Source organism: Micrococcus sp. 116, from assembly GCF_902506395.1.
Taxonomy (GTDB): Bacteria; Actinomycetota; Actinomycetes; order Actinomycetales; family Micrococcaceae; genus Micrococcus; species Micrococcus luteus.
The window spans coordinates 521,228-546,825 of sequence record NZ_LR732370.1 but is presented as its reverse complement, the minus strand read 5'-3'; the positions used below and the strand labels follow the sequence as shown (position 1 = coordinate 546,825).

Genomic DNA, 25,598 nt, shown 5'->3' with positions numbered 1-25,598 from the left:
GTCCTCCTGGGGGTCGGCGGGGCGGGGCCCCGGGGCTCGTCAGTCCCGGCCGGACGCGCCGTTGGGCTCGGGGCCGACCGCGACGGCGTTGGACGGGTCCTGGACCCATGCTGACCACGAACCCGGGTAGAGCGCCACTCCGGGTCGCCCCGCGACGGCCAGGGTGAGCACGGCGTGCGCCGCGGTGATGCCCGAGCCGCAGTACACGGCCACGGGAGTGGCGTCGTCCACGCCGACGGCGTCGAACCGCTCCGCCAGCTCCGCGGCGGGCCGCAGGCGGCCGTCCTCGGCGATGCTCTCCGCCGTGGGCACGTTCCGCGCCCCGGGGATGTGCCCGGCCACGGGGTCGAAGGGCTCGACCTCCCCGCGGTACCGCTCGGCCGCCCGCGCGTCGAGGAGCAGACCGCCGGAGGCCATCGCCTCCGCGCCGGCCGTGTCCACGACGGGCATGCGGCCCCACGACGGCCGGGCGGTGCCGGGCACCGGGATGACCTCGCCGGGCTGCAGGGGCAGGCCCGCGGCGCGCCACGCCTCGAGGCCGCCGTCCAGGAGCATGGAGTCCCGCAGCCCCGCGTGGCGCAGCAGCCACCAGGCGCGCGCGGCGGACAGGCCGTGGTCGTCGTCGTAGACCACGATGGTGTCGCCCTCGTCGATCCCCCACATCCGCACGGTCTCCGCGAACTGGCGCGCGTCCGGCAGGGGGTGACGCCCCGCCGCCGGGCCGGCGTGGCCGGCGAGCTGGCTGGGCAGGGAGACGTAGACGGCGCCCGGCAGATGGCCCTGGAGATAGGCGGCGTGGTCGGGCCCGCCCCCCGTGGCCCGGAACCGGACGTCGAGCAGGATCACCCGGTTCGGGCGGCATCGGCCCGGCTGGGCGTAGGCCGGGCCCTCGGGCACCGGCGGCAGGTCCTCGACGGGGGCCAGGCCGAGCCAGCCGGCCAGCACGTCCACCGTCACCAGGGTGGGCGGCTCGGCGGCCTCGGGATCGACGCCGTCGGTGTCCGCGTCCGGGTCGCCGCCGGCGTCATGGGACGAGGACGGGGCCGCCGTGGGCGCCGGGACGACGCGGCCCTGCCCCTCGTCGACGACGATCAGCGGGTCGGGTCGATCGGGGGCGGCACCGTCGCGGTCCGGGACAGGGGATGGGTCCGGGCTCTCGCTGTGCACCCGGACACCCTACTCCACGCCCCCTTCGGCGTCGCTGATAACCTGGAGGATGGCCCGCGCGGACCTGTTCCGGACCGCGCGGAGGAGGCGGCAGCCGCCGCAGAAGGAGTCGTGAGCACCGTGAGCGCCCCCGAGCCCGGCCCCCGTGCCGCCCGTCCCCGGGCGACCCGGCAGAAGGCCGCCGTCGACCGAGCCCTGGACCGCATCCCGGACTTCGTGAGCGCGCAGGAGCTCCATGCCCGCCTCCAGGACCAGGGCGAACGCGTCTCGCTGGCCACCGTGTACCGGACCCTGCAGCAGCAGCTCGACGACGGGCTCGTGGACATGCTCCGCCGCGACGACGGCGAGTCCGTGTACCGCCGGTGCGAGGACGAGGGCCACCATCACCACCTGGTGTGCCGGATCTGCTGGACCACCGTCGAGGTCACCGCCCCCCACGTCGAGGCATGGGCCACCGCCGTCGCCGCGGAGCACGGCTTCACGGACGCGGACCACACGGTGGAGATCACCGGTGTGTGTGCCCGCTGCCGGGCCGAGGGGCGCACCCGCGCGGCCTGACCCCGGGCCGGGCCCCGGTCAGTGGCGGATGCCGCCCGCGGGGTCGTCCAGGAACTCCGCCGCGTCCTCGACCGCCGTGGAGGGCCCGTGCAGGGCGCCCCGGCCGTACGCGATGTCCAGGTTCTCGACCGTGAGCACGTCCCGCGGCGGGCCGGAGGCCACGACGCGCCCGCTCATCAGGACCACGTGGTCCGCCTCCGCGGCCTCGTCGAGATCGTGGGTCGTGTAGACCACGGACACCCCGCGCGTCGGCTCCTCGTGGAGGAGGTCGTCGATCGTGCGGGCGGAGACGATGTCGAGGCCCGTCATCGGCTCGTCGAGCAGCAGCACGTCGTGGTCCTGGGCGAGGCCCTGGGCCACGTAGGCGCGCTGGCGCTGGCCTCCGGAGAGCTGGTCGAGGTGCCGCCGCGCCAGGTCCGCGACCTGCATGCGCTCCATGGCGGCCCCCACGATGTCCCGGTCCTCCCTCCGGAACCGACGGAACCATCCGAGCGTGGGGTATCGGCCCATCCCGACGACGTCGCGCACCGTCACCGGCACGCCCTGGGGCACGCCGATGGACTGCATCACGAAGGAGGTGCGCTGCGAGCGCCGCCGCGGGTCCTCACCGAGCACCTCCAGCGCACCGGAGGCCGGGTCGCTCAGGCCCGCCAGGGCGGTCAGCAGCGTGGACTTGCCGGAGCCGTTGGGCCCGATCACCGCGATCAGCCGCCGGGCCGGCAGGGTGAAGTCGGAGGGTCTGACGGCCACGTGCGCGCCATGGCGCAGTTCGAGCGCCCGGGCGACCGCGAGGGGAGGCGGGGCCGCCGCGGAGTCCGCGGGGAAGGACGCGCTCATCGGGCGGCCTCCGCTCCGGGCAGGGCCACGACCGGCACCTCCTGCTCACGCTGCGCGCGCGAGCGCACGTGCCGGCCCAGGAGCGCCAGCACGGCGGCGCGGACGGCGAGCACGACGAAGAACAGCAGGATCGGCATGAGCGCCATGGTGGCCGAACCCGCCGTGCCCAGCCGGTAGCTGAGGGTGAGCCCGGTGACGACGCACGCCGCGCCGATACCGACGGAGACGAGCATCATCTGGGGGACGCTGCGCGTCAGCAGCGCCGCCGTCGCGGGCGGTCCCACGAGGAGGCCGAACACGAGCACGGTGCCCACCGCCTGGAACGAACCGATCACGGCCGCGCCGATCATCACCAGCAGCAACGTGTGCGTCAGCCCCGGTCGCATGCCCAGCGAGCGCGCCTTGACCTCGGAGAAGCTCAGCGCCAACAGGGGCCGGTAGAGCAGCAGGGCCAGGGCGATCACCACGACGGCGATGACCGCCTGGGTCACGATGCCGTCCACGCTGACCCCCAGCACATCGCCGAACAGGATCGACGTGAGCGAACCCGTGTAGGAGTCCGACTTGGAGATGATCACCACGCCCAGGGCCATCATCCCCACGAAGAGCAGGCCGATGGCGGTGTCCTCCTTGAGGGTGGTGGCCCGGTGCACCAGCGAGATGCCCGCCATCATGACGACGGCGGCCACCGCGGCACCGAGGTGGGGGCTGCCGCCGGTGACGACCGCCAGGGCGATGCCCGGCAGGACACCGTGCACGAACGCGTCCCCGAAGAAGCTCATCCCGCGCAGCACCAGCCACGTGCCCACGACCGAGCACATCACCACCGCGATGAGTCCGCCGACGAGGGCACGCTGCTGGAAGCCCATCTGGAAGGGTTCGAGCAGCCAGTCCATCCTCAGCCCTCCAGCGCGTCGGCGAGGGTGCGGGCGTTGAGGAGCATGGCCTCGGCGTAGTCCGCCTCCGGGGTGTCCTTCGGGCCGACGCCGCCCTCGTAGACCTCGATGACCGGCAGGTCGCCGGCCTCCTCGGCCACGGTGTCCACGAGGCTGTTGCGCGCGCCCACGGACGTGATCACGGCGTCTGCGCCGCCGTCGCGGATGGACCGGGCGAGCTCGGCGATCTCCTGGGAGGAGGGCTCGCCGTCGGTGGAGCCGCCCGGGACGACGACGCCGGACACGGTGAAGTCGTAGGCCTCGCTGAAGTAGCCGTAGGCGTCGTGGTCCGTGACCAGCGTGCGGCGGTCCTCCGGGACCCCGGCGAGGATCTCCCGGACCTGCGTGTCCGTCTGCTCGAGCTCCCCGCGCACGGTCGCGCCGCACTCGGCGAACCTCTCGTCACCCCGCTCCTGGGCGAGCGTGTCGCCCATCAGCTCGGCGGCCCTCGCCATGCGGGCGACGTCCATCCAGACGTGCGGGTCCTCGGACCCGTGGTCATGGCCCTCGTGGCCCGCCCCCTCCTCGGCGTGGTCATGGCCGCCGAAGGGCAGCGGATCCAGCTGGGGCGCCACCTCGACGACGGTCGCGCCGTCCGCCTCGGCGTTGGCGAGGGCGGACTCCATGCCGCCCTCGAGGCCGAGGCCGTTGGAGAACACGAGGCCGGAGGAGACCATGTCCTTCACCTGCGCGGACGAGGCGGAGAAGTCGTGCGGATCATCCCCCGGGCCCATCACCGTGACGCTGCGGGCGTCGGCGCACGCGACCACGCGGTCGAGCACGGAGCCGAGCTGCGTCGTCGTGGCGACGGCCACGGGCGCGCCCGCGGCCGAGCCGGACCCGGCGGCAGCAGAGGCGCCCGCGGCCTGCTCGCCCGCGGAGTCGCCGCTGGTCCCGCCGCACGCGGCGAGGCTCAGGGTGAGCGCGGTGAGGGCCCCGGTCAGGGCGGGCAGACGACGGCGGCGGAGCATGGGGCGACCTCGTTCGTGTCGGGAGGATGTGTGAAATCGGTTCTCAACAGTAGCACCGCGCCGCCCGCGCGACGCTCACGCGGGCCGGAACCGACGTGGCGACTGCGTCACGTCGTTGATCTCCCCGACGAGCTCCTCGAGCACGTCCTCGAGGAAGAGGATGCCCGCGGTCTCGCCCTCGGGCGTGATGACCCGGGCGAGGTGGGAGCCCGTGCGCTGCATGAGCGCGAGTGCGTCCTCGACCTCGTCCTCGAGCCGCACGTTGGCCAGCGAGCGCACGCGCGTGAGCGGGATCGGCTCGTCGTGTCCCGACGGGCCCACGGTGAGGACGTCCTTCAGGTGCAGGTAGCCGGTGTAGCCGCCGTCGGGGTCCTCGACCACGAACCGGGAGAAGCCCACGCGGCCCACGGTCCACTCGAAGTCGTGCGGCGTGATCCCCTCGGGGACGGTGACGACCCGCTCGAGCGGCACCATCACGTCCCCGGCCCGGTGGTCCGAGAACTCGAGGGCCGAGTGCAGCACGCCGGACTCGTCCTCCAGGGTGCCCGAGCGGGTGGACTCGGCCACGATCGACTGCACCTCCTCGAGCGTGTAGGAGGAGGCCACCTCGTCCTTCGGCTCGATGCGCAGGGCGTGCAGCACGAGGTTGGCCGTCCAGTTCAGCGCGGCCACGACCGGATGCAGCAGCTTCGAGAGCCACACGAGCGGCTGGGCCAGCAGCATCACGGCGCGGTCCGCGAACGAGACGGCGGCGTTCTTGGGCACCATCTCGCCCAGGGTCACGTGCAGGAAGGTGACCACCAGCAGCGCGAGCACGAAGGCGGTCACGTCCGCCGCCGCGGACGGGACCCCGAGGGCGGCCATCGGGACGACGAGCAGGTGGTGCAGCGCCGGCTCGGACACGTTGAGGATGAGCAGGGAGCACACCGTGATGCCGAGCTGGCAGACGGCCAGCATCTGGGAGACGTGCTCCATCGCGTAGAGCGCCACCTGGGCCTGGCGGGAGCCGGCCTCGGCCCGCGGCTCGATCTGCGCCCGGCGGGCGCCCATGACGGCGAACTCGCCCGCCACGAAGAAGGCGTTGGCGGCCAACAGGACCACCAGCCACAGCAGTCCGACGACGTCCCCGTTCATGCGCGCGTCTCCTCGTCCTCAGCGGCCGGGTCGAAGCGCACGCGCTCGATGCGGCGGCCGTCCATCCGCTCGACCGTCAGGACACCGCCGTCCACGTCCACCACGTCCCCGACCTCCGCCAGGCGCCCCAGTCGGGCCAGGATGTACCCGCCGACGGTCTCGTAGGCACCGTCCTCCGGCACCACGAGGGCCGGGATCTGGGTCCGCACCTCGTCGGGCCGCAGCTCCGCCGGGAAGTACCAGCGGCCGGAGGCCGTCTGCAGGACCCCCGGGGTGACGCGGTCGTGCTCGTCCGCGACCTCGCCGACGATCTCCTCCACCACGTCCTCGAGCGTGACCACCCCTGCGGTGCCCCCGTACTCGTCCACGACGACGGCCATCTGCAGGTTCGCGTCGCGCAGCTCGGCCAGCAGCTGGTCCAGGTGCACGGTCTCCGGCACGCGGATGACCTCCGTCATCAGTGCACCGGCCTCGAGGTCGGCGCGGCGCTCCCGCGGCACGGCCACGACCTTCTTCACGTGCACCACGCCGCGGATGTCGTCCGAGGAGTCGCCGATCACGGGGAACCGCGAGTAGCCGGTGCTGCGGGCCAGGTCCAGGACCTCGGGCAGAGCCTGGTCCTCCCTCACCGTCTCCACGCGGATGCGCGGGGTCATCACGTCCGCGGCGGTGCGGTCCGCGAAGCGCAGCGTCCGGTCCAGGAACGTGGCGGTCTGCGCGTCGAGCGTGCCCAGCTGGGCCGAGCGGCGGACCAGCGAGGAGAGCTCCTCGGGGCTGCGGGCGCCGGAGATCTCCTCCTTGGCCTCGATGCCCACGCGGGCCAGCACGCCGTTGGAGAACCCGTTCAGGACCAGGATCGCCGGCTTGAACACGGTGCTGAACACGAGCTGGGGCCGGGCGAGTGCGCGGCCGATCGCCATGGGCTCGGCGATGGACATGTTCTTGGGGATCAGCTCGCCGAGGAGCATCGAGAGCAGGGTCGCCACGACCATCGCGACGACGAGCGAGACGGTGCCCACCACGCCGGCCGGCAGCCCCACCTGGAGCAGCAGCGGGTCGATGAGCCGGCTGATCGCCGGGTCCATCACGTAGCCGGTGAGCAGTGTGGTCAGAGTGATGCCCAGCTGGCACGCGGAGAGCTGGGTCGAGAGTGACTTGAGACAGCGCAGCAGGGGCTCGGCGCCGCGGTCACCCGCGTCCACCATGCGCTGCACGGTGGGCACGTCGATCGCGATCATGGCGAACTCGACGGCCACGAAGAACCCGGTGCCCACGATCAGGGCCAGGCCGAGGATCAGCAGGAGCCACTCCACCCGACCTCACCCCCTCGACGGCGGGCCGGGCGGCGGTGCGGGGCACCGGGACTGGAAGGCTCCGATCCGGCCGCGTCCGCGTGGGCGGACGAGCGGTCTGGCACACAGGTGTCAGGGTGATCCATAGTCCGCCCAGTATAGGGGCGTCAGGCCCCGGCGGAACGAGCAGGGGCATGCGGCCGCCTCACCACGACGAGGCGACCGGCCGGCCCTCCTCGTAGCCCGCCGCGGACTGCAGGCCGACGACGGCGCGCTCACGGAACTCCGCCAGGTCGTGGGCGCCGGCGTAGGTCAGCGACGAGCGCACACCGGACGTGATGGTGTCCAGCAGGTCCTCCACCGAGGGGCGGCGCGGGTCCACGTACATGCGCGAGGAGGAGATGCCCTCCTCGAACATCGCCTTGCGGGCCTTGGTGAAGGCGTCCTCGTGGCGGGTGCGGTGCTGGACCGCGCGGGCCGAGGCCATGCCGAAGCTCTCCTTGTACCGCCGACCGTCCGGACCGTGCACGAGGTCGCCCGGAGACTCGAGCGTCCCCGCGAACCACGAGCCGATCATCACCGAGCTGGCTCCGGCGGCCAGCGCGAGCGCCACGTCCCGCGGGTGCTTCACCCCGCCGTCCGCCCACACGCGTGCCCCGAGCTCGCGGGCCGCGGCGGCGCACTCCAGGACCGCCGAGAACTGGGGCCGGCCCACCGCGGTCTGCATGCGCGTGGTGCACATCGCGCCCGGTCCCACGCCCACCTTGACGATGTCCGCGCCGGCCGCGACCAGGTCCCGGACGCCGTCGCCGGAGACGACGTTGCCGGCCACCACGGGCACGCCGGGGTCGAGGGCCCGCACGGCGGCGAGCGCGTCCAGCATGGTCCGCTGATGACCGTGCGCGGTGTCCACGACGAGCACGTCGACGCCGGCCTCGACCAGGACGGCGGCCTTCTCCCCCACCGCCCCGTTGATGCCGACGGCGGCGCCGACGCGGAGCCGTCCGTCGTCGTCGAGACCGGGCGTGAACAAGGACGAGCGCAGCAGGCCCGCCGCGGTGACGACCCCGCGCAGCACGGGGGCGGCGGTGCCCACCGCCGGGTCCACGACGGGGGCCATCTCCTGGTGCGCGGCGTGCAGGCGCTCGAAGGCCGCCCGCAGCGCGTCCTTGTCCGGGGCGCCGTCCGTGCCGCCGAGCTCGGCGAGCGTGAGGGTCACCACCGGAGGGTGCATGACGGAGGCGGCCGAGGTGAAGCGGTCCACGTCCTCGCAGTCCTGGGGGCGGACCACGCCGAGCAGCCCGCCGTGCGCGTCCACCACGCAGACGGCCCCGTGGTTGCGGCGGTCCACGAGGTGGAGCAGGTCCAGCACCGTGTCCTGCGGGCCGACGGTCAGGGCGGTGTCCGCCACGGGGTGGGCCGCCTTCACCCGACGCACGACGTCCCGGATGACGTCCGCCGGGATGTCCTGCGGCAGGATCCCGAGACCGCCGCGCCGGGCCATGGTCTCGACCATCCGGCGCCCGGTGACGGCGGTCATGTTGGCGGAGACCAGGGGGATGGTGGCGCCCGTGCCGTCATCCGGGGCGATGTCCACGTCCATGCGACTGGCGACGTCCGAGTGCGAGGGCACGAGGAAGACGTCGTTGTACGTCAGGTCGACGGCCGGGTCGGTGAGGAAGCGCATGGTGTCAGTCTCCCAGACGCGGTGGACGCCGAGAGCCCCCCGCGCGTCCGCCGGGAGCGGAGTCGAGCCGAGGCCGCGGCATTCCGACCGGGGGCGTCGAAGAACTATGATGTCTCGAGGCGTTCCCGGCCCCACGCGCGCCGCGCGGGTGGCCCGGCGCAGCACATCGCATCCCAAGGCTCAGGAAGAGGCGTTACACAGTGCCAGAACTCACGTCGGACCGGCTCGCACAGGAGTTCCCGGGGAACGAACGGCTCGTGGCCGAGATCTACCGGAAGTACCGCGAGGACTCCGGTTCCGTGGACCGGCAGTGGGCACAGATCTTCGCCCGTCTTGAGGCCAGCGCCCCCGCCGAGGCCGAGCCGAAGGCCGGCGCCCAGACCGAGCCGAAGGCCGCCGCCCAGACCGAGCCGAAGGCCTCCGCCAAGGTGACCGAGCCGAAGGCGGCGACCGCCCCGGCCCGGGGTCCGCAGCCCAAGGAGACCTCGGTCAGCACCGGCCCCAAGCCCAAGAAGACCCCGGCGGCCCAGGCCGTGCCCTCCGAGCCCGCCGACACCACCGCCACCACCGCGGACGAGAAGCAGGAGAAGGCCACCGTCCTCAAGGGCATGGCCAAGGCCGTGGCCACGAACATGGACGCCTCCCTGTCCATGCCCACCGCCACCACCGTGCGCGACCTGCCGGCCAAGGTGCTGATCGACAACCGCGTGGTCATCAACAGCCACCTGGCCCGCACCCGCGGCGGCAAGGTCTCCTTCACCCACCTCATCGGCTACGCCGTGGTCCGCGCGCTCGCGGCCATGCCCTCGATGAACGTGACCTACGAGGAGCGCGACGGCAAGCCCACCATGGTGGAGCCGGCCCACGTGAACTTCGGCCTCGCCATCGACCTGCCCCGCCCGGACGGCACCCGCGCGCTCGTGGTCCCCAACGTCAAGGCCGCCGAGACCCTCGACTTCCGCGGCTTCTGGAAGGCGTACGACGACCTCGTCCAGCGCGCCCGCAAGAACAAGCTGACGATGGACGACTACGCCGGCACCACGGTCTCCCTGACCAACCCGGGCGGCATCGGCACCGTGCACTCGGTGCCCCGCCTGTCCCAGGGCCAGGCCGCCATCATCGGCGTCGGCGCGCTGACCTATCCGGCCGCCTTCCAGGGCGCCGCCGAGTCCACGCTGCACGACCTGGCGATCTCCAAGACGATCACGCTGACCTCCACGTACGACCACCGCGTGATCCAGGGCGCCGGCTCCGGCGAGTTCCTGAAGATCGTGCACGGCCTCCTGCTGGGCGAGGACGGCTTCTACGACGAGGTCTTCCACTCCCTGCGCATCCCCTACGAGCCCGTCCGCTGGGCCCAGGACGTGCAGGTGAACCCGGAGGAGCAGATCGGCAAGGTCGCCCGCATCCAGCAGCTCATCCACGCGTACCGGGACCGCGGCCACCTGCTGGCCAACGTGGACCCGCTCGAGTACTCGATGGCCTACCACCCGGACCTCGACATCCGCGAGCACGGGCTGACCCTGTGGGACCTGGACCGCAAGTGGCCCACCGGCGGCTTCGGCGGGGCGAGCAGCCTGACGCTGCGCAAGATCCTCGGCGTGCTGCGTGACGCGTACTGCCGCACCATCGGCGTCGAGTACATGCACATCCAGGACCCGGCCGAGCGCGCCTGGTTCCAGGAGAAGCTCGAGCAGCCGTACGCCAAGCCCACCCGCGAGGAGCAGCTGCGCATCCTGGGCCGACTCAACGCCGCGGAGGCGTTCGAGACGTTCCTGCAGACCAAGTACATCGGCCAGAAGCGCTTCTCCCTGGAGGGCGGCGAGTCCCTCATCCCGCTGCTGGACGGCATCCTCGGCGACGCCGCCGACGCCGGGCTGGACGAGGTCGCCATCGGCATGGCGCACCGCGGTCGCCTGAACGTGCTGACCAACATCGCCGGCAAGACCTACAGCCAGGTCTTCCGCGAGTTCGAGGGGGCCACCCCGGGCGGCGCCTCGGGCTCGGGCGACGTGAAGTACCACATGGGCACCGAGGGCACCTTCGTGTCCGACGCCGGCAACAGCACCCGCGTGTACCTCGCCGCCAACCCCTCGCACCTGGAGGCCGTGGACCCGGTCCTCGAGGGCGTCGTGCGTGCCAAGCAGGACCGCCTCGATCTGGGTGGCCAGCGCCCGGACTCCTTCTCCGTGCTGCCGATCCTCGTGCACGGCGACGCGGCCTTCGCGGGCCAGGGCGTCGTGACCGAGGTCCTGCAGCTCTCGCAGCTGCCCGGCTACCGCACCGGCGGCACGATCCACGTGGTCGTGAACAACCAGGTGGGCTTCACCACGCCGCCGACCCAGGCGCGCTCCGCGGTGTACTCCACCGACGTGGCCAAGACCATCCAGGCCCCGATCTTCCACGTCAACGGCGACGAGCCGGAGTCCGTGGTGCACGTGGCCCAGCTCGCCTTCGAGTACCGCCAGCGGTTCAACAAGGACGTCGTCATCGACCTCGTCTGCTACCGCCGCCGCGGCCACAACGAGGGCGACGACCCGTCGATGACGCAGCCGCGCATGTACAACCTCATCGAGCAGAAGCGCTCCACCCGCAAGCTGTACGTCGAGTCCCTCGTGGGCCGCGGCGACATCACGCAGGAGGAGGCGGACAGCGCCCTGAAGGACTACCAGCAGCAGCTGGAGCGGGTCTTCGCGGAGACCCACGAGGACGCGCCCGCCTCCGGCGGGGAGGGCCTCCGCCCGGCCGAGGACCGGGACGCGGCCCCGGAGGCGCCGGCGTCCACGGCCATCTCGGCCGAGACGCTGCGGGCCATCGGGCAGGCGCACATCGACGTGCCCGAGGGCTTTACGGTCCACCCCAAGCTCGCGGCCCTGCTCGAGCGCCGCGCCAAGATGGCCGTCGACGGCGGCATCGACTGGGGCTTCGCCGAGCTGGCGGCCTTCGGCTCGCTGCTCATGGAGGGCGTGCCGGTCCGCCTGGCGGGCCAGGACTCCCAGCGCGGCACCTTCACGCAGCGCCACTCGGTGTTCCACGACCGGATCACCGGCGACACGTGGGCGCCGCTGAGGCACCTCTCCGAGGACCAGGCGAAGTTCTGGGTCTACAACTCGCTGCTGTCCGAGTACGCCGCCCTCGGCTTCGAGTACGGCTACTCCGTGGAGCGCTCCGACGCCCTCGTGCTGTGGGAGGCCCAGTTCGGCGACTTCGTGAACGGCGCGCAGACGATCATCGACGAGTTCATCTCCTCGGCCGATCAGAAGTGGTCGCAGACCTCGTCCGTGGTCCTGCTCCTCCCCCACGGCTACGAGGGACAGGGGCCGGACCACTCCTCCGCCCGCATCGAGCGCTTCCTGCAGATGTGCGCCGAGGACAACATGCGCGTGGTCAACCCCTCCACGGGCGCGAACCACTTCCACCTGCTGCGCGAGCACGCCTACGCCCGCCCGCGTCGGCCCCTCATCGTGTTCACCCCGAAGCAGCTGCTGCGCCTCAAGGCCGCCGCGAACTCGGTGGAGGACTTCACCGAGGGCGGCTTCCAGCCGGTCATCCCGGACGCCGGGGTGGACGCCAAGGACGTCACGCGCGTGGTGCTGGTCTCCGGCCGGCTGTACTACGACCTGCTCGCCCGCCGCGAGAAGTCCGGTGACACGTCCACCGCGATCGTGCGGGTGGAGCAGCTCTACCCGCTGCCGCTCGACGAGATCCGCAAGGCGCTCCGCGCCTACCCGGTCGCCGACGTCACCTGGGTGCAGGACGAGCCCGCGAACCAGGGCCCGTGGCCGTTCATGGCACTGAACCTCGTGCCGCAGCTCGACGGCCCCGTGACCCTCGTGTCCCGCCCGGCCTCGGCCGCGACCTCCGCGGGCACCAAGGGCCGCCACGACCAGGAGCTCAGCACGCTGCTGGACGCCGCCTTCGGCCGCTGACCCGGACCGACCCTGCGCCGCCGCCGCACCCTCCGGTGCGGCGGCGGCGCCGGATCGGCCGACGAAAGGACACACTGTGCACAACCGCCGGATCCGGATCGCCGCCGTCGGCGACCAGCTGCTGGCCGGTGCGGGCGACGCCCGCGCCATCGGCTGGTGGGGCCGCGTGCTCGCCCGCACCCAGGCCCCCGACGTGGAGCTGGAGAACTACGTGCTGGCCGTGCCGCACGAGACCACCGAGGACCTCAACGAGCGCTGGTGGGGCGAGGCCTCGCGGCGCTTCTCCGAGGAGACGGAGAACCGCCTCGTCGTGGCCCTGTCCGACGCGGACCTGGACCTGGAGGCCACCTCGACCGCCCGCTCGCGGCTGAACCTGGCCAACGTCCTGGACACCGCCTCGCAGCGGAACATCCCGGTGCTCGTGGTGGGCCCCACGCCCACCCTGGACGAGCAGCGCAACGCCCGGCTCGCCGAGCTCAACGCCGCCTACCTGGATGTGGCCGACCGGCGCAACCACGTGTACGTGGACACGTTCACCCCGCTGGTGGGCCACGAGCAGTGGCGCTCGGACCTGGCCTCCGGCCAGGGCCGGCCGGGCCAGGCGGGCCACGGGCTCATCGCGTGGCTCGTGCTGCATCGGGGCTGGTACCAGTGGCTCGGTCTGCCCGAGCCCACGGCCTGATGTGACAGAATGGACCACCGACCGACTCGTTGAAGGGAGACGTCATGAGCAAGCGTGCACGCAAGCGTCGCGACCGCCGCAGGAACGGCGCCAACCACGGCAAGCGTCCCAACGCCTGATCCGCTGATCGGCGTCGCGGACCGGCCGGGTGCCACCCGGCGACCGCAGAGACCACGAAGGGCCGTCCCCTCAGGGGACGGCCCTTCGTCATCGTCGGGGCGCCCGATCGGGTGCCCACGGGTCCGCATGTCGCGGTGTCAGCCCCAGGTGACGGTCGTCGTCGAGATCTGGGTGATGCGGGTCATGATGGTGGCCCGCAGCTGCGCGGGCGCCTTCTCCTGACAGCACCGACGCACCGCCGAGCGGATGAGCTCCTCGAGCTCCTTCTGGTGCCGGCAGTCCGGACACTCCGCCACGTGGGCGCGCACCTGCTCGATGTCCTCGGGCGTCAGGGCGCCGTCCAGGTACTGGTACAGCCGCTCCAGGGAGGCGTCCTGGGCGACGCGGCACTCATGGCCGTGCTGGTCCGCGGTCATCGCGTGGCCTCCTTCGTGCTCGTCTCGGTCTGCTTCGTGCCGCCGCGCCCGGTCTTCTTCTTCGGCTGGGCCTTGATGCCGCGCGCGGCCGCGTAGTCCGCGAGGCGCTCGCGCAGCTGCTTGCGGCCGCGGTGCAGCCGCGACATGACGGTGCCGATCGGCACGTCGAGGATCTCGGCGATCTCCTTGTAGGCGAAGCCCTCCACGTCCGCGAAGTAGACGGCGAGCCGGAACTCCTCCGGGATCGCCTGCAGGGCGTCCTTCACCTGGGAGTCGGGCAGCCGGTCGAGGGCCTCCGTCTCGGCCGAGCGCAGGCCACCGGAGGTGTGCTCGGCGGCCCGGGCCATCTGCCAGTCCTCCACCTCAGGGTTGTCCGCCTCGAGGGGCTGGCGCTGCCGCTTGCGGTAGAGGTTGATGTACGTGTTCGTGAGGATCCGGTAGAGCCAGGCCTTGAGGTTGGTGCCGGGCCGGTACTGGTGGAACGAGGAGTAGGCCTTCGTGTACGCCTCCTGGACCAGGTCCTCGGCGTCCTGCGGGTTGCGCGTCATGCGCAGCGCAGCGGAGTACAACTGGTCCACGAACTCGAGGGCGTCACGCTCGAACCGGGCACGGCGCTGCTGTTCGGACTCGGCGGCGACGTCGATGTCGGCGCGGTCGTGCTCGGGGGCGTCCTCGGGCCGGGCGAATTCCGGCCGGCTGTTGTCAGTGCTCATCGCGGGCCAGTCTACGGTCCGGGAGGGATGCGTCAGCAGGGCGGCGCTCATGCGGGGCTCCTCTCCGGCTGCGGTCCGCGGCGAGCGGGACCGGTGCGCCGACACGGGTACGGGGTCGTCCAGTGGAGCGCCAGGAGCGTTCCAGGTATTCCCCCGCGACAGGCCGACCCCGGCCGACAGCCGCCGGATAGGCTGGTCCGGTGACCCGCCCCACGCGTGCCGCCCGCCGCGCACTCCCCCGCCCCCCGTCCCGACGCCGCCGAGACCTGGCCCGCGCCCGTGGCGCGCGGCCCGGTGCGCGGAGAGGTGCGGCTGCCGGGATCGAAGTCGCTGACGAACCGGCATCTCGTGCTCGCCGCGCTCGCCGACGGTCCGTGCGTCCTGCACGGCGTCCTCGAGTCGCGGGACACGGCATTGATGCGCACGGCGCTCACAGCGCTCGGGGCCCGGTTCGAGCCCCTGTCCGACGGCGGACTGCGGGTGCATCCGATGCCGGTCGGCGAGCCGCTGGCCGGGGATGTCGCCGTGGACTGCGGACTGGCGGGGACGGTCATGCGCTTCGTCCCGTTCGTCGCCGCGCTGCGGCCCGGCCGGGTCCGCTTCGACGGCGACGCCGGCGCGCGCCTGCGCCCGATGGCCCCGGTCCTGGACGCGCTGCGCCAGCTCGGGGTGGCCGTCAACGAGGAGGGCGAGCCCGGTCGCCTGCCCTTCACGATGACGACCCGCGCGGACGCGGCCACGGTGGCCCCCGACGGCGACGTGCCGGAGGTCGCGGTCGACGCCTCCGGCTCCTCCCAGTTCCTGTCCGCCGCGCTGCTGGCGGCCGCGGGGATGCCGCGCGGCCTCCGGCTGCGGCACACCGGGCAGACCGTGCCGAGTCCGGAGCACGTCGCGATGACCGTCGGGGTGCTGCGCGCGCTCGAGGTGGACGTCGCCGAGACGGGTCCCGGGGCGTGGACCGTGGCCCCGGGGCGCATCCCGGCACACGAGGCGACCGTCGAGCCGGACCTGTCCAACGCAGGCCCCTTCCTGGCCGCCGCCGTGGCCACGGGCGGCTCCGTGACGGTGCCGGACTGGCCCACCCGCACGACGCAGATCGGCGACCGCTGGCGGCGGATCCTGCCGCAGTTCGGGGCGAGCGTGGCCCTCACGGTCGACCGCACGGACCGCTCCCGCGGCCGGCTCACGGTGACGGGGGCGGTCCACGACGACGGCGCGCCCCGCATCACCGGCGCCGGTGAGATCGCGGACACGGCCGAGCTCGCCCCCACCGCGGCCGCGCTCGCCCTGCTGGCCTCCGGGCCCACCCGCCTGACGGGGATCGGCCATCTGCGGGGCCATGAGACGGACCGGCTCGCCGCGCTCACCGCCGAGGCCGCCCGCCTGGGGATCACCGTGGACGAGGACGAGACGTCGCTCGGCTTCCCGGGGACGGACGCGTCGGGGCCGCTGTCGCCCGCCGCCCTCGAGACCTACCACGACCACCGGATGGCGACCTTCGCCGCCGTCGTCGGCCTGCGCGTGCCGGGGACCGGCATCGTGGACGTGGCGACCACCGCGAAGACGATGCCGGACTTCCCCGCACTGTGGACCGCGCTCGTGGCACCCGGCGATGCGGCCGAGGAGGCCCGCTGATGGCCCGGCGCCTCGATCCCTCCGCGTGGGACGAGTCCGATGTCCGGGTGCGCCCGTCCAAACGCGGCACCCGCCCGCGCACCAAGGAGCGGCCCAAGCACGAGGATGCGCAGGTCGGCATGGTCACCACGGTGGACCGCGGCCGGTACGCCGTGGTGCTGCCGGATCGCCTGGACGAGCGGATCACGGCGATGCGCGCCCGCGAGCTGCGCCGCACGCCGATCGCCACGGGCGACCGGGTGGCCGTCGTCGGGGACCTCTCCGGGGACGAGGGCACGCTCGCACGCATCGTCCGTGTCGAGGAGCGCAGCACGGTCCTGCGCCGGTCGGCGGACGACTCGGACGAGGTCGAGCGGGTGGTGGTGGCCAACGCCGACCTGCTGGTGATCATGGTGGCCGCGGCCAATCCGGAGCCCCGGACCGGCTTCATCGACCGCGCCCTGGTCGCCTGCTACGACGCCGGCATCCACCCGGTGCTGCTCATCACGAAGACCGACCTGCGTGATCCGGCCGCGCTGGTGGCGCACTACGAGGCCCTGGACCTGGAGGTGATGACCTCCGGTGCGGCGACCTTCGAGGCCGAGACCGGGGACACCGCCCTGGACGCCTCGCTCGTGGCCCGGGTGGCCGAGCGGCTGATCGGGCACACGAGCGCGTTCGTGGGGCCCTCCGGCGTCGGCAAGTCCACGCTGCTGAACGCGCTCACCGGCGCGGAACGGGCCACCGGCCACGTCAACGCCGTCACCGGCCGGGGCCGGCACACCTCCTCGTCCGCGCTCGCACTGCCGCTGACGGGCGACGACGGCGCCCCCCTGCCGGACACCTGGGTGGTGGACACCCCCGGCATCCGGTCCTTCGGGCTGGGCTGGGTCGAGCCGGACCGCGTGGTGGAGGCGTTCGACGACCTCGCCGGCGGGCTGGCGGACTGCCCGCGCGGCTGCACCCACACCGCCGACTCCCCCGGCTGCGGCCTGGACGCATGGGTGGCCGCGGGCCACGCCGGCCCCTCGGGAGCGGCACGCCTGGCCTCGCTGCGGCGTCTGCTCGGCAACCGGCTGGCCCCCTCGGGGGCGGAGGACGCGGCGTCGTCCGAGGACTGAGGCGGCCCGCGCGGTATAGCGTGGGCGGCATGGAGCGACCTGAGAACCCTGCGACCCGCGGCCGCGACCTCACGGAGGACCTGCGGCTGGCCCACATGCTGGCGGACAACGTGGACTCGATCACGATGTCCCGGTTCAAGGCCCAGGACCTCGAGGTCAGCACCAAGCCGGATCTCACCCCTGTCACGGATGCGGACCGCGCCGCGGAGGAGTCCATCCGCTCCACCCTGTCCCGTGCCCGGGCGCGCGACGGCATCGTGGGTGAGGAGTTCGGCGGATCTCTGAGCCGCTCCGGCCGGCAGTGGGTGGTCGACCCCATCGACGGCACCAAGAACTTCGTGCGCGGCGTGCCCGTGTGGGCCACCCTCATCGCGCTGCTGATCGACGGCGAGCCCGTCGTCGGCGTCGTCTCCGCCCCCGCCCTGCACCGGCGCTGGTGGGCCGCGGCCGGCCAGGGCGCCTTCGCGGGCACCTCGCTCACGCGTGCTCAGCGGATCACCGTGTCCGGCGTGGATCGGGTCGAGGACGCGTCGCTGTCCTTCTCCTCGATCGAGGGCTGGCGCGAACGCGGCTCGATCCGCGCGTTCCTGCAGCTCACCTCGGACGTGTGGCGCGTGCGCGGCTTCGGTGACTTCTGGTCCTACATGCTCGTGGCCGAGGGCGCCGTGGACATCGCGGCCGAGCCCGAGCTCGAGCTGCATGACATGGCCGCTCTGGTGCCGATCGTGCGCGAGGCCGGCGGCCGCTTCACCTCGCTGGACGGCGAGGACGGCCCGTTCGGCGGGCACGCGCTGGCCACGAACGGCCTGCTCCACGACGACGTCCTCGCCCGCCTCCGCGCGGGTGACGAGACCGAGGGCGGCGCCTGATAGCAGTGCGGGGGGAGACGACGGCCGACCGGAGGGGCGGGCGCGGGACAGATCGCCGGCCCGGCACTGCGGGTGCGGTGGCCCTCGGCGGTGCCGCGGGCGTGCTGTGCGGTGCGGGGGTGATGAACGCGGTGACCGCGCTGGCCGGGGCGCCCAACTTCCGCGGCACGTTCGGCGCCGCGTTCGGGGCGGTCGACGTGCTGGTCCAGGCCCTGCCGCTGTTCGTGGTGAACGTGCTCGGCTCGTTCCTGCTCGGCCTGCTGTGGGCGGCCTCGCGACGCCGCGGGCCGGACTGGCGTCCACGCCTGGTGGCGGGGCTGGGAACCGGCTTCCTCGGTGCGTTCACCACCATCTCCAGCGCCGTCGCCCTGGTGCTGTGGCCGGTGCGGCTGGGCGCCGCGGCGTCCGGGGCGGGTGGCGTCCTCGCCGCGGCGGTAGCGGTGCTGCTGGTGCTCGCGCTGATGGCTGCACTCTCGACGGCGGCGGCCGTGCTCGGCCTGCGCGCCGGTGGCGCCCCGGGGTCGCGCGCGGTCGGGACGGATCGTTCGGCGGAGGACGCATGAGCGGCGCGGGATACGAGGTCTTCGCTCTCCTCCAGGTGGCCCTCCTGGCCTGCCTCGCGGCGGGCGGGGCGCTCGGCGCCCTGGTGCGCCGGCGCCTGACCGACCGGCTCGGCCCCCGGGGTCTGCTCACCGCCAACACGACGGCGGCCCTGCTCCTCGGCGTCACCGTCGGCCTGGCCGTGCCGGAGCTGGTGTACGCCTCCGAGAGCTGGGGCGACGGGCAGGGGCTCGTGCTCGTCGCGGCGGTGTCCGCCGTGGTGTCCGGGTTCTGCCTCGCCCTGGGGACGTGGTCCACCGTGGCCGCTGAGGCGGCTGACGCCGCGCTCGCCCGTCGATGGGGCACAGCCGCCCGCCTGTGGACCGCGCATCTGGGGCTGGGGCTGGTGGCCGTCGTCGTCGGCTGGGGCGCCGGCCTGGGCCTGCACGCCGTCCTGGCCGGCTGAGGGGCGGGCCGCCGCACACCGGCATGGACACGACGAAGGCCCCGGAATCGGGGTGATTCCGGGGCCTTCCCGTGGTGGTGAGTGGAGCCGGCGGGAATTGAACCCGCGTCCGATGAGGTGTTGCCAGGTCTTCTCCGGGCGCAGTCTGCTGTGGGTGTTGCTCGGTCCTGGCCGTCCCGCAGACGGGCGGCCAACCCGGACCCAGCCGGATTGATGTCGGCGTCACGACCCCCGGCGAGGGTGACGCCCAGTGGCTATCTAGCTGACGCCACGATCCGAGGCGACAGCGACCTCGGGGTGACGGACTCGATCACTGATCAGGCAGCGAGAGCGAAGTCAGTGCGCTTGGATTCGGCACTTATTGGTTTGCAGAGAGCGTTTGACGAGATGACTCTGCATCCTCGGCCCGCTTCTCCCGACGCGACACACACCGTCGAAACCGATCGGCCCCATGGGGGCGACTCCTCTATGAGGTTGTCAATCACCACTGCAGGCGGAGGGCGCGAGGCCCGCCGGTCCTGAAACCGGCCCTGCGAGAGATACAACGTAGCACGCCCCCGAGGCATTCCCAAGGGGTCCACCGCGCTCAGGCCACGCCGGCGCGCCGGTTGCGCATCCGCATGGCCCGCTGGGCCTCGCGGTTGTCCTGCTGCTCGCGCAGCTTGTGCCGCTTGTCGTATTCGCGGTTGCCGCGCGCGACGCCGATCTCCACCTTCACGCGCCCGTTCAGGAAGTACAGGGACAGCGGCACGATGGTCAGGCCCGGATCCTGGATCTGGCGGGAGATCTTCGTCAGCTCGGCGCGGTGCAGCAGCAGCTTGCGGCGGCGGCGGGCGGCGTGGTTGGTCCACGAGCCGTTGAGGTACTCCGGGATGTAGACCTGCTCGAGCCACAGCTCGTCCCGGTAGAAGACCGCGAAGCCGTCCACGAGCGAGGCCTTGCCCTCGCGCAGCGACTTCACCTCGGTGCCGGTGAGCACCATGCCGGCCTCGTACGTGTCGAGGATGGTGTAGTCGTGGCGCGCCTTCTTGTTGTTGGCGATCACCTGGCGCTCGCCGGGGGCCGGCTGCTTGGCGGCCTTGCCCTTGCTGTTCTTGCCCATGGCCTCACGTCCTTCCAGCGTCCACGGCGACGGCCGCGCCCCGATCAGGGCGCGGCCGTCCAGTCTATCCCGTGCCGGCCCGATGCCCGCCGAGGCGGTGCGCCGGGGCCGCGGGGCGGCGTCGTCGGCTCAGTCCAGCGGCGCGCCGGTGAGCGCGCGGACCTGCTCCTCGGTGATGCCGGGCGCGGTCTCCACGAGCGCCAGGCGGGGCTGTTCCGGGGTGCCGACGACGTCGATCACGGCCAGGTCCGTGATGATGCGGTCGACGACGGCGCGGCCGGTCAGCGGCAGGGTGCACTGGTCGACGATCTTGGGGGTGCCGTCCTTGGACACGTGGTCCATCATGACGATCACGCGGCCGGCGCCGTGGACGAGGTCCATCGCACCGCCCATGCCCTTGACCATCTTGCCGGGCACCATCCAGTTGGCCAGGTCGCCCGCGGCGGAGACCTCCATGCCGCCCAGGACGGCGACGTCGATCTTGCCGCCGCGGATCATGCCGAAGCTCAGCGCGGAGTCGAAGAAGGACGCCCCCGGGTTCACGGTGACGGTCTCCTTGCCCGCGTTGATCAGGTCCGGGTCCACGGCGTCCTCCGTGGGGTACGGGCCCGTGCCGAGGATGCCGTTCTCGGACTGCAGCACCACGGACCGCCCGGCGGGGATGTGGTTGGGGATCAGCGTGGGCATGCCGATGCCGAGGTTGACGTAGGCGCCGTCCGGCAGCTCCTGCGCGGCGCGGGCCGCCATCTGGTCGCGGCTCAGGCCCTGGGGACGCCCGGTGGTCTGCTCGCTCATGCCCGCCCCTCCCCCGACGCGCGCACGGTGCGCTTCTCGATCCGCTTCTCGATGTCCGTGCCGACCTCCACGATCCGGTGCACGAAGACACCGGGCAGGTGCACGTCATCCGGGTCGATCTCGCCGGGCTCGACGAGCTCCTCCACCTGCGCGATGCACACGCGGCCGGCCATGGCCGCGGGCGGGCCGAACTGGCGGGTGGCCTTGCGGAACACGAGGTTGCCGTGGCGGTCGCCCTTCCACGCGTGCACGAGGGAGAAGTCGGTGACGATGGAGCGTTCGAGCACATAGGTCTCGGGCTCGTCCGGGGTCTGGCTGAGGTAGCCCTCGCCGAGCACGAACGTGTCCGTGGGCTTGGCCTGCGAGGACTTCACCACGGTGCCGTCCGCGTCGTAGCGCATGGGCAGGCCGCCTTCGGCCACCTGGGTGCCGACGCCGGAGCGGGTGTAGAACGCCGGGATGCCGGCGCCGCCGGCGCGGAGCTTCTCCGCGAGGGTGCCCTGCGGGACGAGCTCCACCTCGAGCTCGCCCTTGAGGTACTGGCGGGCGAACTCCTTGTTCTCCCCCACATAGGAGGAGGTCATCTTCCGCAGCCGGCGCGCGCCGAGCAGGATGCCCAGGCCCCAGCCGTCCACGCCGCAGTTGTTGGAGACGACGGACAGGTCCGTGGCGCCCTGCTCGAGCAGGGCCTCGATGAGCTGCACGGGGTTGCCGGAGAGCCCGAAGCCGCCGACGGCCAGGGACGCGCCGTCCGGCACGTCCGCCACCGCCTCGGCGGGCGTGGCCACGGTCTTGTCGAGAGCCATGTCCGGGGTCCTTTCTGTCAGGGGCGGTCTGTCAGCGGAAGAGGATCAGGGCCTCGCCCTGGCCGCCGCCGCCGCAGAGCGAGACGGCCGCGCGGCCGCCGTCGCGCCGGTCGAGCTCGAGGGCGGCGTGCAGGGCCAGCCGGGCGCCGGAGGCGCCGATCGGGTGGCCCAGGGCGATGGCGCCGCCGTGGATGTTGGTCTTCTCGTGCGGGTAGCCGAGGTCGCGCAGGGACTGCACGGCCACCGCGCCGAACGCCTCGTTGATCTCGATGAAGTCAAGGTCGGCCACGTCCCAGCCCTGCTTCCGCACCGCCGCGGCGATCGCGTCCGAAGGCTGCGAGTGCAGCTGCGAGCTGTCCGGGCCGGCGGTCTGGCCGGGTGCGCCCACCGTGGCGAGGATCGTCAGGCCCTTCTCCTCGGCGAAGGCCCGCGAGGTCACCACGAGGGCGGCGGCGCCGTCGGACAGGGGCGAGGAGTTGCCGGCCGTGATGGTGCCGTCCTTCGCGAACGCCGGGCGCAGGGCGCCCAGCGACTCGGCGGTCGTGTCCGGGCGGACCCCTTCGTCCTGGGAGACGACCAGCGGGTCGCCCTTGCGCTGCGGGATCTCCACCGGGGCGATCTCGCCCTCGAAGACGCCCTCGGACTGGGCCCGGGCGGCCCGCTGGTGCGAGGCCGCGGCGACCTCGTCCTGCTCGGCGCGGGCGATGTTCCGCTCGCCGTTGCCGGACTCGGTCAGCTCGCCCATGGCCTCGTGGCTCAGGGAGTCGGTGAGGCCGTCCCACGCGACGGCGTCGAGCATGGTGGCCGGGCCGTACTTGAAGCCCTTGCGCGCGCCGGGCAGCAGGTGCGGGGCGTTGGTCATGGACTCCTGACCGCCGGCCACCACCACGTCCACCTCGCCGAGGCGGATGAGACGGGCGGCGTCGATCACGGCGGTGAGGCCGGACAGGCACACCTTGTTGATCGTCATGGCCGGGACGTTCAACGGGATGCCCGCGGCGAGCGCGGACTGGCGGGCCGGGTTCTGGCCCGCGCCGGCCTGCACGACCTGGCCCATGTAGACCATGTCCACGTCCTCGGGGGCCACGCCGGCGCGCTCGAGCGCGTGCGTGATCGCGTGGGCGCCCAGGTCCACGGCGCGCAGGTCGGCCTGCTGCGAGAGCAGCCGGGTGAAGGGCGTGCGGGCACCGCCCACGATCACGGCATCGGTGGGCTGAGGCTGGGGCAGCTCGGCGGTCATGCGGTCCTCCTGGGACGTTCAACTCGGTTCATCACGATTCACTCAAATGCAGTCTATGACCCCGGTCACAGGCGCGCCAGGGAGCGACGCGTCTGTGACGGCGCGCCGCGGCACAGGGACCACGACGGCCCGCACCCGCAGCGCGCGGGTGCGGGCCGTCGTCGGGACGTCCGGGGATCGGGCCGGAGCCTCAGAGGCCCTGGCCGGTGGGCGAGACGAGGATCTTCACGGCCGTCTCGTTGTGGTGGATGAGGGTCTCGAAGCCCTGGTCGACCAGGTCGTCGAGGCCGATCTTGCCGGTGATGAACGGCGCGAGGTCCACGGCGCCGTCCTCGACCATGCGGATGGTGTCCGCGTGGTCGTTCGCGTACGCGATGGTGCCGCGCAGGTCGATCTCCTTCATCACCAGCTTGTGCAGGGCCACGGCGGGCTCGTGGCCCCAGATGGACTCGTTGACGATCACCCCGCCGGGACGCACCGCGTCCAGCAGCATGTCCAGCACCACGTCCACCGAGGTGCACTCGAAGCCCACGTCCGCGCCCTGGCCGTCGTGCAGCTCGCGGATCTTCGCGGGCACGTCCACCTCGCGGGGGTCGAATGCCTCGTCTACCACGCCGGCCTCGAGCACCTTCTGGCGGCGCAGCTCCGAGAGCTCGGAGACGTACACCGTCAGGCCCTTGCCCTTGAGCACGGCCGCCGTGAGCGCGCCGATGGGGCCGGCGCCACCGATCACTGCCACGCCCGACGTCGGAGAGCCGGCCCGCACCCACGCGTGGTGGGCCACGGAGAGCGGCTCGATGAGCGCGGCCTGGTCGAGAGGCACGGAGTCGGCCACCGGGTGGACCCAGCGGCGCTGCACCGCGATCTGCTCGGCCAGTCCGCCGCCGTCGCCGCCCAGGCCGATGAAGTTCATGTCCGGCGCGAGGTTGTAGTCCGGTCGGTCCCGGTCCTCCTCGCGCACGATGTACGGCTCCACGACGACCTTCTGGCCGACCTCGAGGTCCGTGACGCCCTCGCCCAGGGCGGCGACGGTGCCGGACATCTCGTGGCCGAGCGTGACGGGGGCGGCGTCGCCGGAGATCGGGTGCGGGTGCCCGGCCGGCGGGATGAAGATCGGGCCCTCGAGGTACTCGTGCAGGTCCGTGCCGCAGATGCCGCACCACGCGACGTCCACGAGGACCTGCCCCGGGCCGGCCGTGGGCGAGTCGATCTCCTCGATGCGGATGTCCTTCTTGCCGTGCCAACGGGCGGCGCGCATGGTCATGCTGGTCGACCTCCTGGGTGGGAATGGAGTCTGGTGCCGGACCGGCGCGCGGGGGCGCCTGCCCGGTGCTTCGAGCATCCCACCGGGCCGGTCTCCCGGGCCAGGCCCGAGGCCCCTGCGGGGGCTTGAACGGCGACGCCGGCCGGCGCCTCACTGCGGAGGTGCGGGCCGGCGTCGTGGTGGCCTGGGCGGCGGGGCCGCGCCGTGGGGCTCAGTCCTCCTGGGCGGCCTTGACCTGCTCGGCGCGCCAGCGGATCCCGGCGTCCACGAAATCGTCGATGTGGCCGTCGAACACGGAGGAGGGGTTGCCCTCCTCGTGGCCCGTGCGCAGGTCCTTGACCATCTGGTACGGGTTCAGCACGTAGGAGCGCATCTGGTCGCCCCAGGACGCCTTGACGTCGCCGGCCATCTCCTTCTTCTTCGCGTCCTCCTCGGCCTTGCGCAGCAGCAGCAGACGGGACTGGAGCACGCGCAGGGCGGCGGCACGGTTCTGGATCTGCGACTTCTCGTTCTGCATGGACACGACGATGCCGGTGGGCAGGTGCGTCATGCGGACGGCGGAGTCCGTGGTGTTCACGGACTGGCCGCCGGGGCCCGAGGAGCGGAACACGTCCACCTTGATCTCGGACTCGGGGATCTCGATGGAGTCGTCCGACTCGATCAGCGGCACCACCTCGACCGCCGCGAAGGACGTCTGGCGGCGGCCCTGGTTGTCGAAGGGGCTGATGCGCACGAGGCGGTGCGTGCCGGCCTCCACGGAGAGGGTGCCGAACGCGTAGGGCGCGTTGACCTCGAAGGTGACGGACTTCAGGCCGGCCTCCTCCGCGTAGGAGGTGTCCATGACCTTGGTGGACCAGCCGCGCTGCTCGGCCCAGCGCAGGTACATGCGCATGAGGGTCTCGGCGAAGTCGGCCGCGTCCACGCCGCCGGCGCCCGCGCGGATGGTCACGACGGCGTCGCGCTGGTCGTACTCGCCGCTGAGCAGCGTGACGACCTCGAGTTCCTCCAGGGCCTTGCGGATGGAGGTCAGCTCCTGGTTCGCGTCGTCGAGGAGGGAGGGCTCGTCCTCCTCCGCGGCGAGCTCGACCATGGTCTCCAGGTCCTCGATGCGGCTCTCCAGGGAGGTGATGCGCTTGAGGTCCGTCTGACGGTGGGAGAGCTTGGAGGTGACCTTCTGGGCCTCCTCCGGGTCGTCCCAGAGGTCCGGTGCGGAGGCCTGCTGCTCCAGTTCGGCGATGTCCGCCTTGATGCGGTCGAGGTCCGAGACCTGCTCGATGGAGGCCAGGGTGTGGCGCAGGGAGTCGATCTCCGCGGAGAAGTCAGTGTCAGCCATGATTCGG

The 25,598-nt window shown here is 72.8% G+C and carries 24 protein-coding genes and 1 other RNA gene; 9 read left to right on the top strand and 16 right to left on the bottom strand.

Features of this window, described 5'->3' with window-relative positions; all coding sequences use genetic code 11:
• Positions 1-39 precede the first annotated feature (39 nt).
• Positions 40-1,167, bottom strand: coding sequence for a sulfurtransferase (locus CITRIK5_RS02580; protein ID WP_060974339.1), 1,128 nt, complete (start codon positions 1,165-1,167; stop codon positions 40-42).
• Positions 1,168-1,278: 111 nt separating this feature from the next.
• On the opposite strand from CITRIK5_RS02580, the gene CITRIK5_RS02575 reads away from it, so the two are divergent.
• Positions 1,279-1,725, top strand: a complete 447-nt coding sequence (locus tag CITRIK5_RS02575) for a Fur family transcriptional regulator (RefSeq protein ID WP_060974338.1) — start codon at positions 1,279-1,281, stop codon at positions 1,723-1,725.
• A gap of 18 nt (positions 1,726-1,743) precedes the next feature.
• Here the strand turns inward: CITRIK5_RS02575 and CITRIK5_RS02570 are convergent, their stop codons facing one another.
• The 6 genes from CITRIK5_RS02570 to CITRIK5_RS02545 all read right to left on the bottom strand — a co-directional run bounded on the left by CITRIK5_RS02570 (position 1,744) and on the right by CITRIK5_RS02545 (position 8,581).
• Positions 1,744-2,562, bottom strand: a complete 819-nt coding sequence (locus tag CITRIK5_RS02570; RefSeq protein ID WP_060974337.1) for a metal ABC transporter ATP-binding protein — start codon at positions 2,560-2,562, stop codon at positions 1,744-1,746.
• The gene (locus tag CITRIK5_RS02565; RefSeq protein WP_036313946.1) at positions 2,559-3,458 is read right to left on the bottom strand and encodes a metal ABC transporter permease; all 900 of its coding nucleotides are present in this window, start codon (positions 3,456-3,458) and stop codon (positions 2,559-2,561) included. The genes CITRIK5_RS02570 and CITRIK5_RS02565 overlap by 4 nt, the downstream gene beginning before the upstream one ends.
• 2 nt (positions 3,459-3,460) lie before the next feature.
• A complete protein-coding gene (locus tag CITRIK5_RS02560; RefSeq protein ID WP_041104319.1) occupies positions 3,461-4,468 on the bottom strand; it encodes a metal ABC transporter substrate-binding protein in 1,008 nt (335 codons plus the stop codon).
• A gap of 75 nt (positions 4,469-4,543) precedes the next feature.
• Positions 4,544-5,602, bottom strand: coding sequence for a hemolysin family protein (locus CITRIK5_RS02555; RefSeq protein ID WP_041104317.1), 1,059 nt, complete (start codon positions 5,600-5,602; stop codon positions 4,544-4,546).
• Positions 5,599-6,915 (bottom strand): hemolysin family protein, encoded by a 1,317-nt coding sequence (locus CITRIK5_RS02550; RefSeq protein WP_060974335.1) that lies wholly within the window; start codon positions 6,913-6,915, stop codon positions 5,599-5,601. Before CITRIK5_RS02550 ends, CITRIK5_RS02555 begins: the two co-directional genes overlap by 4 nt.
• 184 nt (positions 6,916-7,099) lie before the next feature.
• Complete coding sequence (locus CITRIK5_RS02545) at positions 7,100-8,581, bottom strand: GuaB1 family IMP dehydrogenase-related protein (RefSeq protein ID WP_049147194.1); 1,482 nt, start codon at positions 8,579-8,581, stop codon at positions 7,100-7,102.
• A gap of 200 nt (positions 8,582-8,781) precedes the next feature.
• On the opposite strand from CITRIK5_RS02545, the gene CITRIK5_RS02540 reads away from it, so the two are divergent.
• From CITRIK5_RS02540 to CITRIK5_RS12410, 3 genes are all read left to right on the top strand, one after another.
• Entirely contained in the window at positions 8,782-12,510 is a 3,729-nt protein-coding gene (locus tag CITRIK5_RS02540; RefSeq protein ID WP_060974334.1) for a multifunctional oxoglutarate decarboxylase/oxoglutarate dehydrogenase thiamine pyrophosphate-binding subunit/dihydrolipoyllysine-residue succinyltransferase subunit, read from the top strand.
• Between the two features lie 76 nt (positions 12,511-12,586).
• Positions 12,587-13,192, top strand: a complete 606-nt coding sequence (locus CITRIK5_RS02535) for a GDSL-type esterase/lipase family protein (protein WP_004167659.1) — start codon at positions 12,587-12,589, stop codon at positions 13,190-13,192.
• Between the two features lie 44 nt (positions 13,193-13,236).
• Positions 13,237-13,311, top strand: a complete 75-nt coding sequence (locus tag CITRIK5_RS12410) for a 50S ribosomal protein bL37 (protein WP_095346645.1) — start codon at positions 13,237-13,239, stop codon at positions 13,309-13,311.
• A gap of 138 nt (positions 13,312-13,449) precedes the next feature.
• Here CITRIK5_RS12410 and rsrA read toward each other — a convergent pair whose 3' ends face one another.
• Both rsrA and CITRIK5_RS02525 read right to left on the bottom strand, forming a co-directional pair.
• On the bottom strand, positions 13,450-13,728 hold the full coding sequence (gene rsrA / locus CITRIK5_RS02530) for a mycothiol system anti-sigma-R factor (RefSeq protein WP_060974333.1): 279 nt from the start codon (positions 13,726-13,728) through the stop codon (positions 13,450-13,452).
• Positions 13,725-14,441, bottom strand: coding sequence for a sigma-70 family RNA polymerase sigma factor (locus tag CITRIK5_RS02525; RefSeq protein ID WP_036314006.1), 717 nt, complete (start codon positions 14,439-14,441; stop codon positions 13,725-13,727). The genes rsrA and CITRIK5_RS02525 overlap by 4 nt, the downstream gene beginning before the upstream one ends.
• A gap of 216 nt (positions 14,442-14,657) precedes the next feature.
• Here CITRIK5_RS02525 and aroA point away from each other — a divergent pair, with 216 nt between their 5' ends.
• The 5 genes from aroA to CITRIK5_RS02500 all read left to right on the top strand — a co-directional run bounded on the left by aroA (position 14,658) and on the right by CITRIK5_RS02500 (position 19,051).
• Positions 14,658-16,076 carry a 3-phosphoshikimate 1-carboxyvinyltransferase gene (aroA, locus tag CITRIK5_RS02520; RefSeq protein WP_159833017.1) on the top strand — a complete coding sequence of 473 codons (1,419 nt, stop codon included), beginning with the start codon at positions 14,658-14,660 and terminating at the stop codon, positions 16,074-16,076.
• Positions 16,076-17,176: a ribosome small subunit-dependent GTPase A gene (gene rsgA / locus CITRIK5_RS02515; RefSeq protein ID WP_044659234.1), complete on the top strand. Its 1,101-nt coding sequence runs from the start codon at positions 16,076-16,078 to the stop codon at positions 17,174-17,176. The genes aroA and rsgA overlap by 1 nt, the downstream gene beginning before the upstream one ends.
• A 29-nt stretch (positions 17,177-17,205) precedes the next feature.
• Positions 17,206-18,045 carry a histidinol-phosphatase gene (gene hisN / locus CITRIK5_RS02510; protein ID WP_041104303.1) on the top strand — a complete coding sequence of 280 codons (840 nt, stop codon included), beginning with the start codon at positions 17,206-17,208 and terminating at the stop codon, positions 18,043-18,045.
• A 77-nt stretch (positions 18,046-18,122) separates the two neighbouring features.
• Positions 18,123-18,608 carry a CrcB family protein gene (locus CITRIK5_RS02505; protein ID WP_041104301.1) on the top strand — a complete coding sequence of 162 codons (486 nt, stop codon included), beginning with the start codon at positions 18,123-18,125 and terminating at the stop codon, positions 18,606-18,608.
• Positions 18,605-19,051: a CrcB family protein gene (locus CITRIK5_RS02500; RefSeq protein WP_041104299.1), complete on the top strand. Its 447-nt coding sequence runs from the start codon at positions 18,605-18,607 to the stop codon at positions 19,049-19,051. The genes CITRIK5_RS02505 and CITRIK5_RS02500 overlap by 4 nt, the downstream gene beginning before the upstream one ends.
• Positions 19,052-19,130: 79 nt before the next feature.
• Here CITRIK5_RS02500 and ssrA read toward each other — a convergent pair.
• The 7 genes from ssrA to prfB form a co-directional block, all read right to left on the bottom strand.
• Positions 19,131-19,502: a transfer-messenger RNA gene (ssrA, locus tag CITRIK5_RS02495) on the bottom strand.
• A 135-nt stretch (positions 19,503-19,637) separates the two neighbouring features.
• Positions 19,638-20,153, bottom strand: coding sequence for an SsrA-binding protein SmpB (smpB, locus tag CITRIK5_RS02490; RefSeq protein ID WP_044659238.1), 516 nt, complete (start codon positions 20,151-20,153; stop codon positions 19,638-19,640).
• A 129-nt stretch (positions 20,154-20,282) separates the two neighbouring features.
• A complete protein-coding gene (locus CITRIK5_RS02485) occupies positions 20,283-20,948 on the bottom strand; it encodes a CoA transferase subunit B (RefSeq protein ID WP_044659239.1) in 666 nt (221 codons plus the stop codon).
• Positions 20,945-21,754: a CoA transferase subunit A gene (locus tag CITRIK5_RS02480; protein ID WP_041104295.1), complete on the bottom strand. Its 810-nt coding sequence runs from the start codon at positions 21,752-21,754 to the stop codon at positions 20,945-20,947. The genes CITRIK5_RS02485 and CITRIK5_RS02480 overlap by 4 nt, the downstream gene beginning before the upstream one ends.
• 31 nt (positions 21,755-21,785) lie before the next feature.
• Positions 21,786-22,994: an acetyl-CoA C-acetyltransferase gene (locus CITRIK5_RS02475; RefSeq protein WP_113913915.1), complete on the bottom strand. Its 1,209-nt coding sequence runs from the start codon at positions 22,992-22,994 to the stop codon at positions 21,786-21,788.
• A gap of 190 nt (positions 22,995-23,184) precedes the next feature.
• Positions 23,185-24,252: a 2,3-butanediol dehydrogenase gene (locus tag CITRIK5_RS02470; RefSeq protein WP_041104337.1), complete on the bottom strand. Its 1,068-nt coding sequence runs from the start codon at positions 24,250-24,252 to the stop codon at positions 23,185-23,187.
• A 217-nt stretch (positions 24,253-24,469) separates the two neighbouring features.
• Entirely contained in the window at positions 24,470-25,591 is a 1,122-nt protein-coding gene (prfB, locus tag CITRIK5_RS02465; RefSeq protein WP_049147200.1) for a peptide chain release factor 2, read from the bottom strand.
• Between the last annotated feature and the right edge of the window lie 7 nt (positions 25,592-25,598).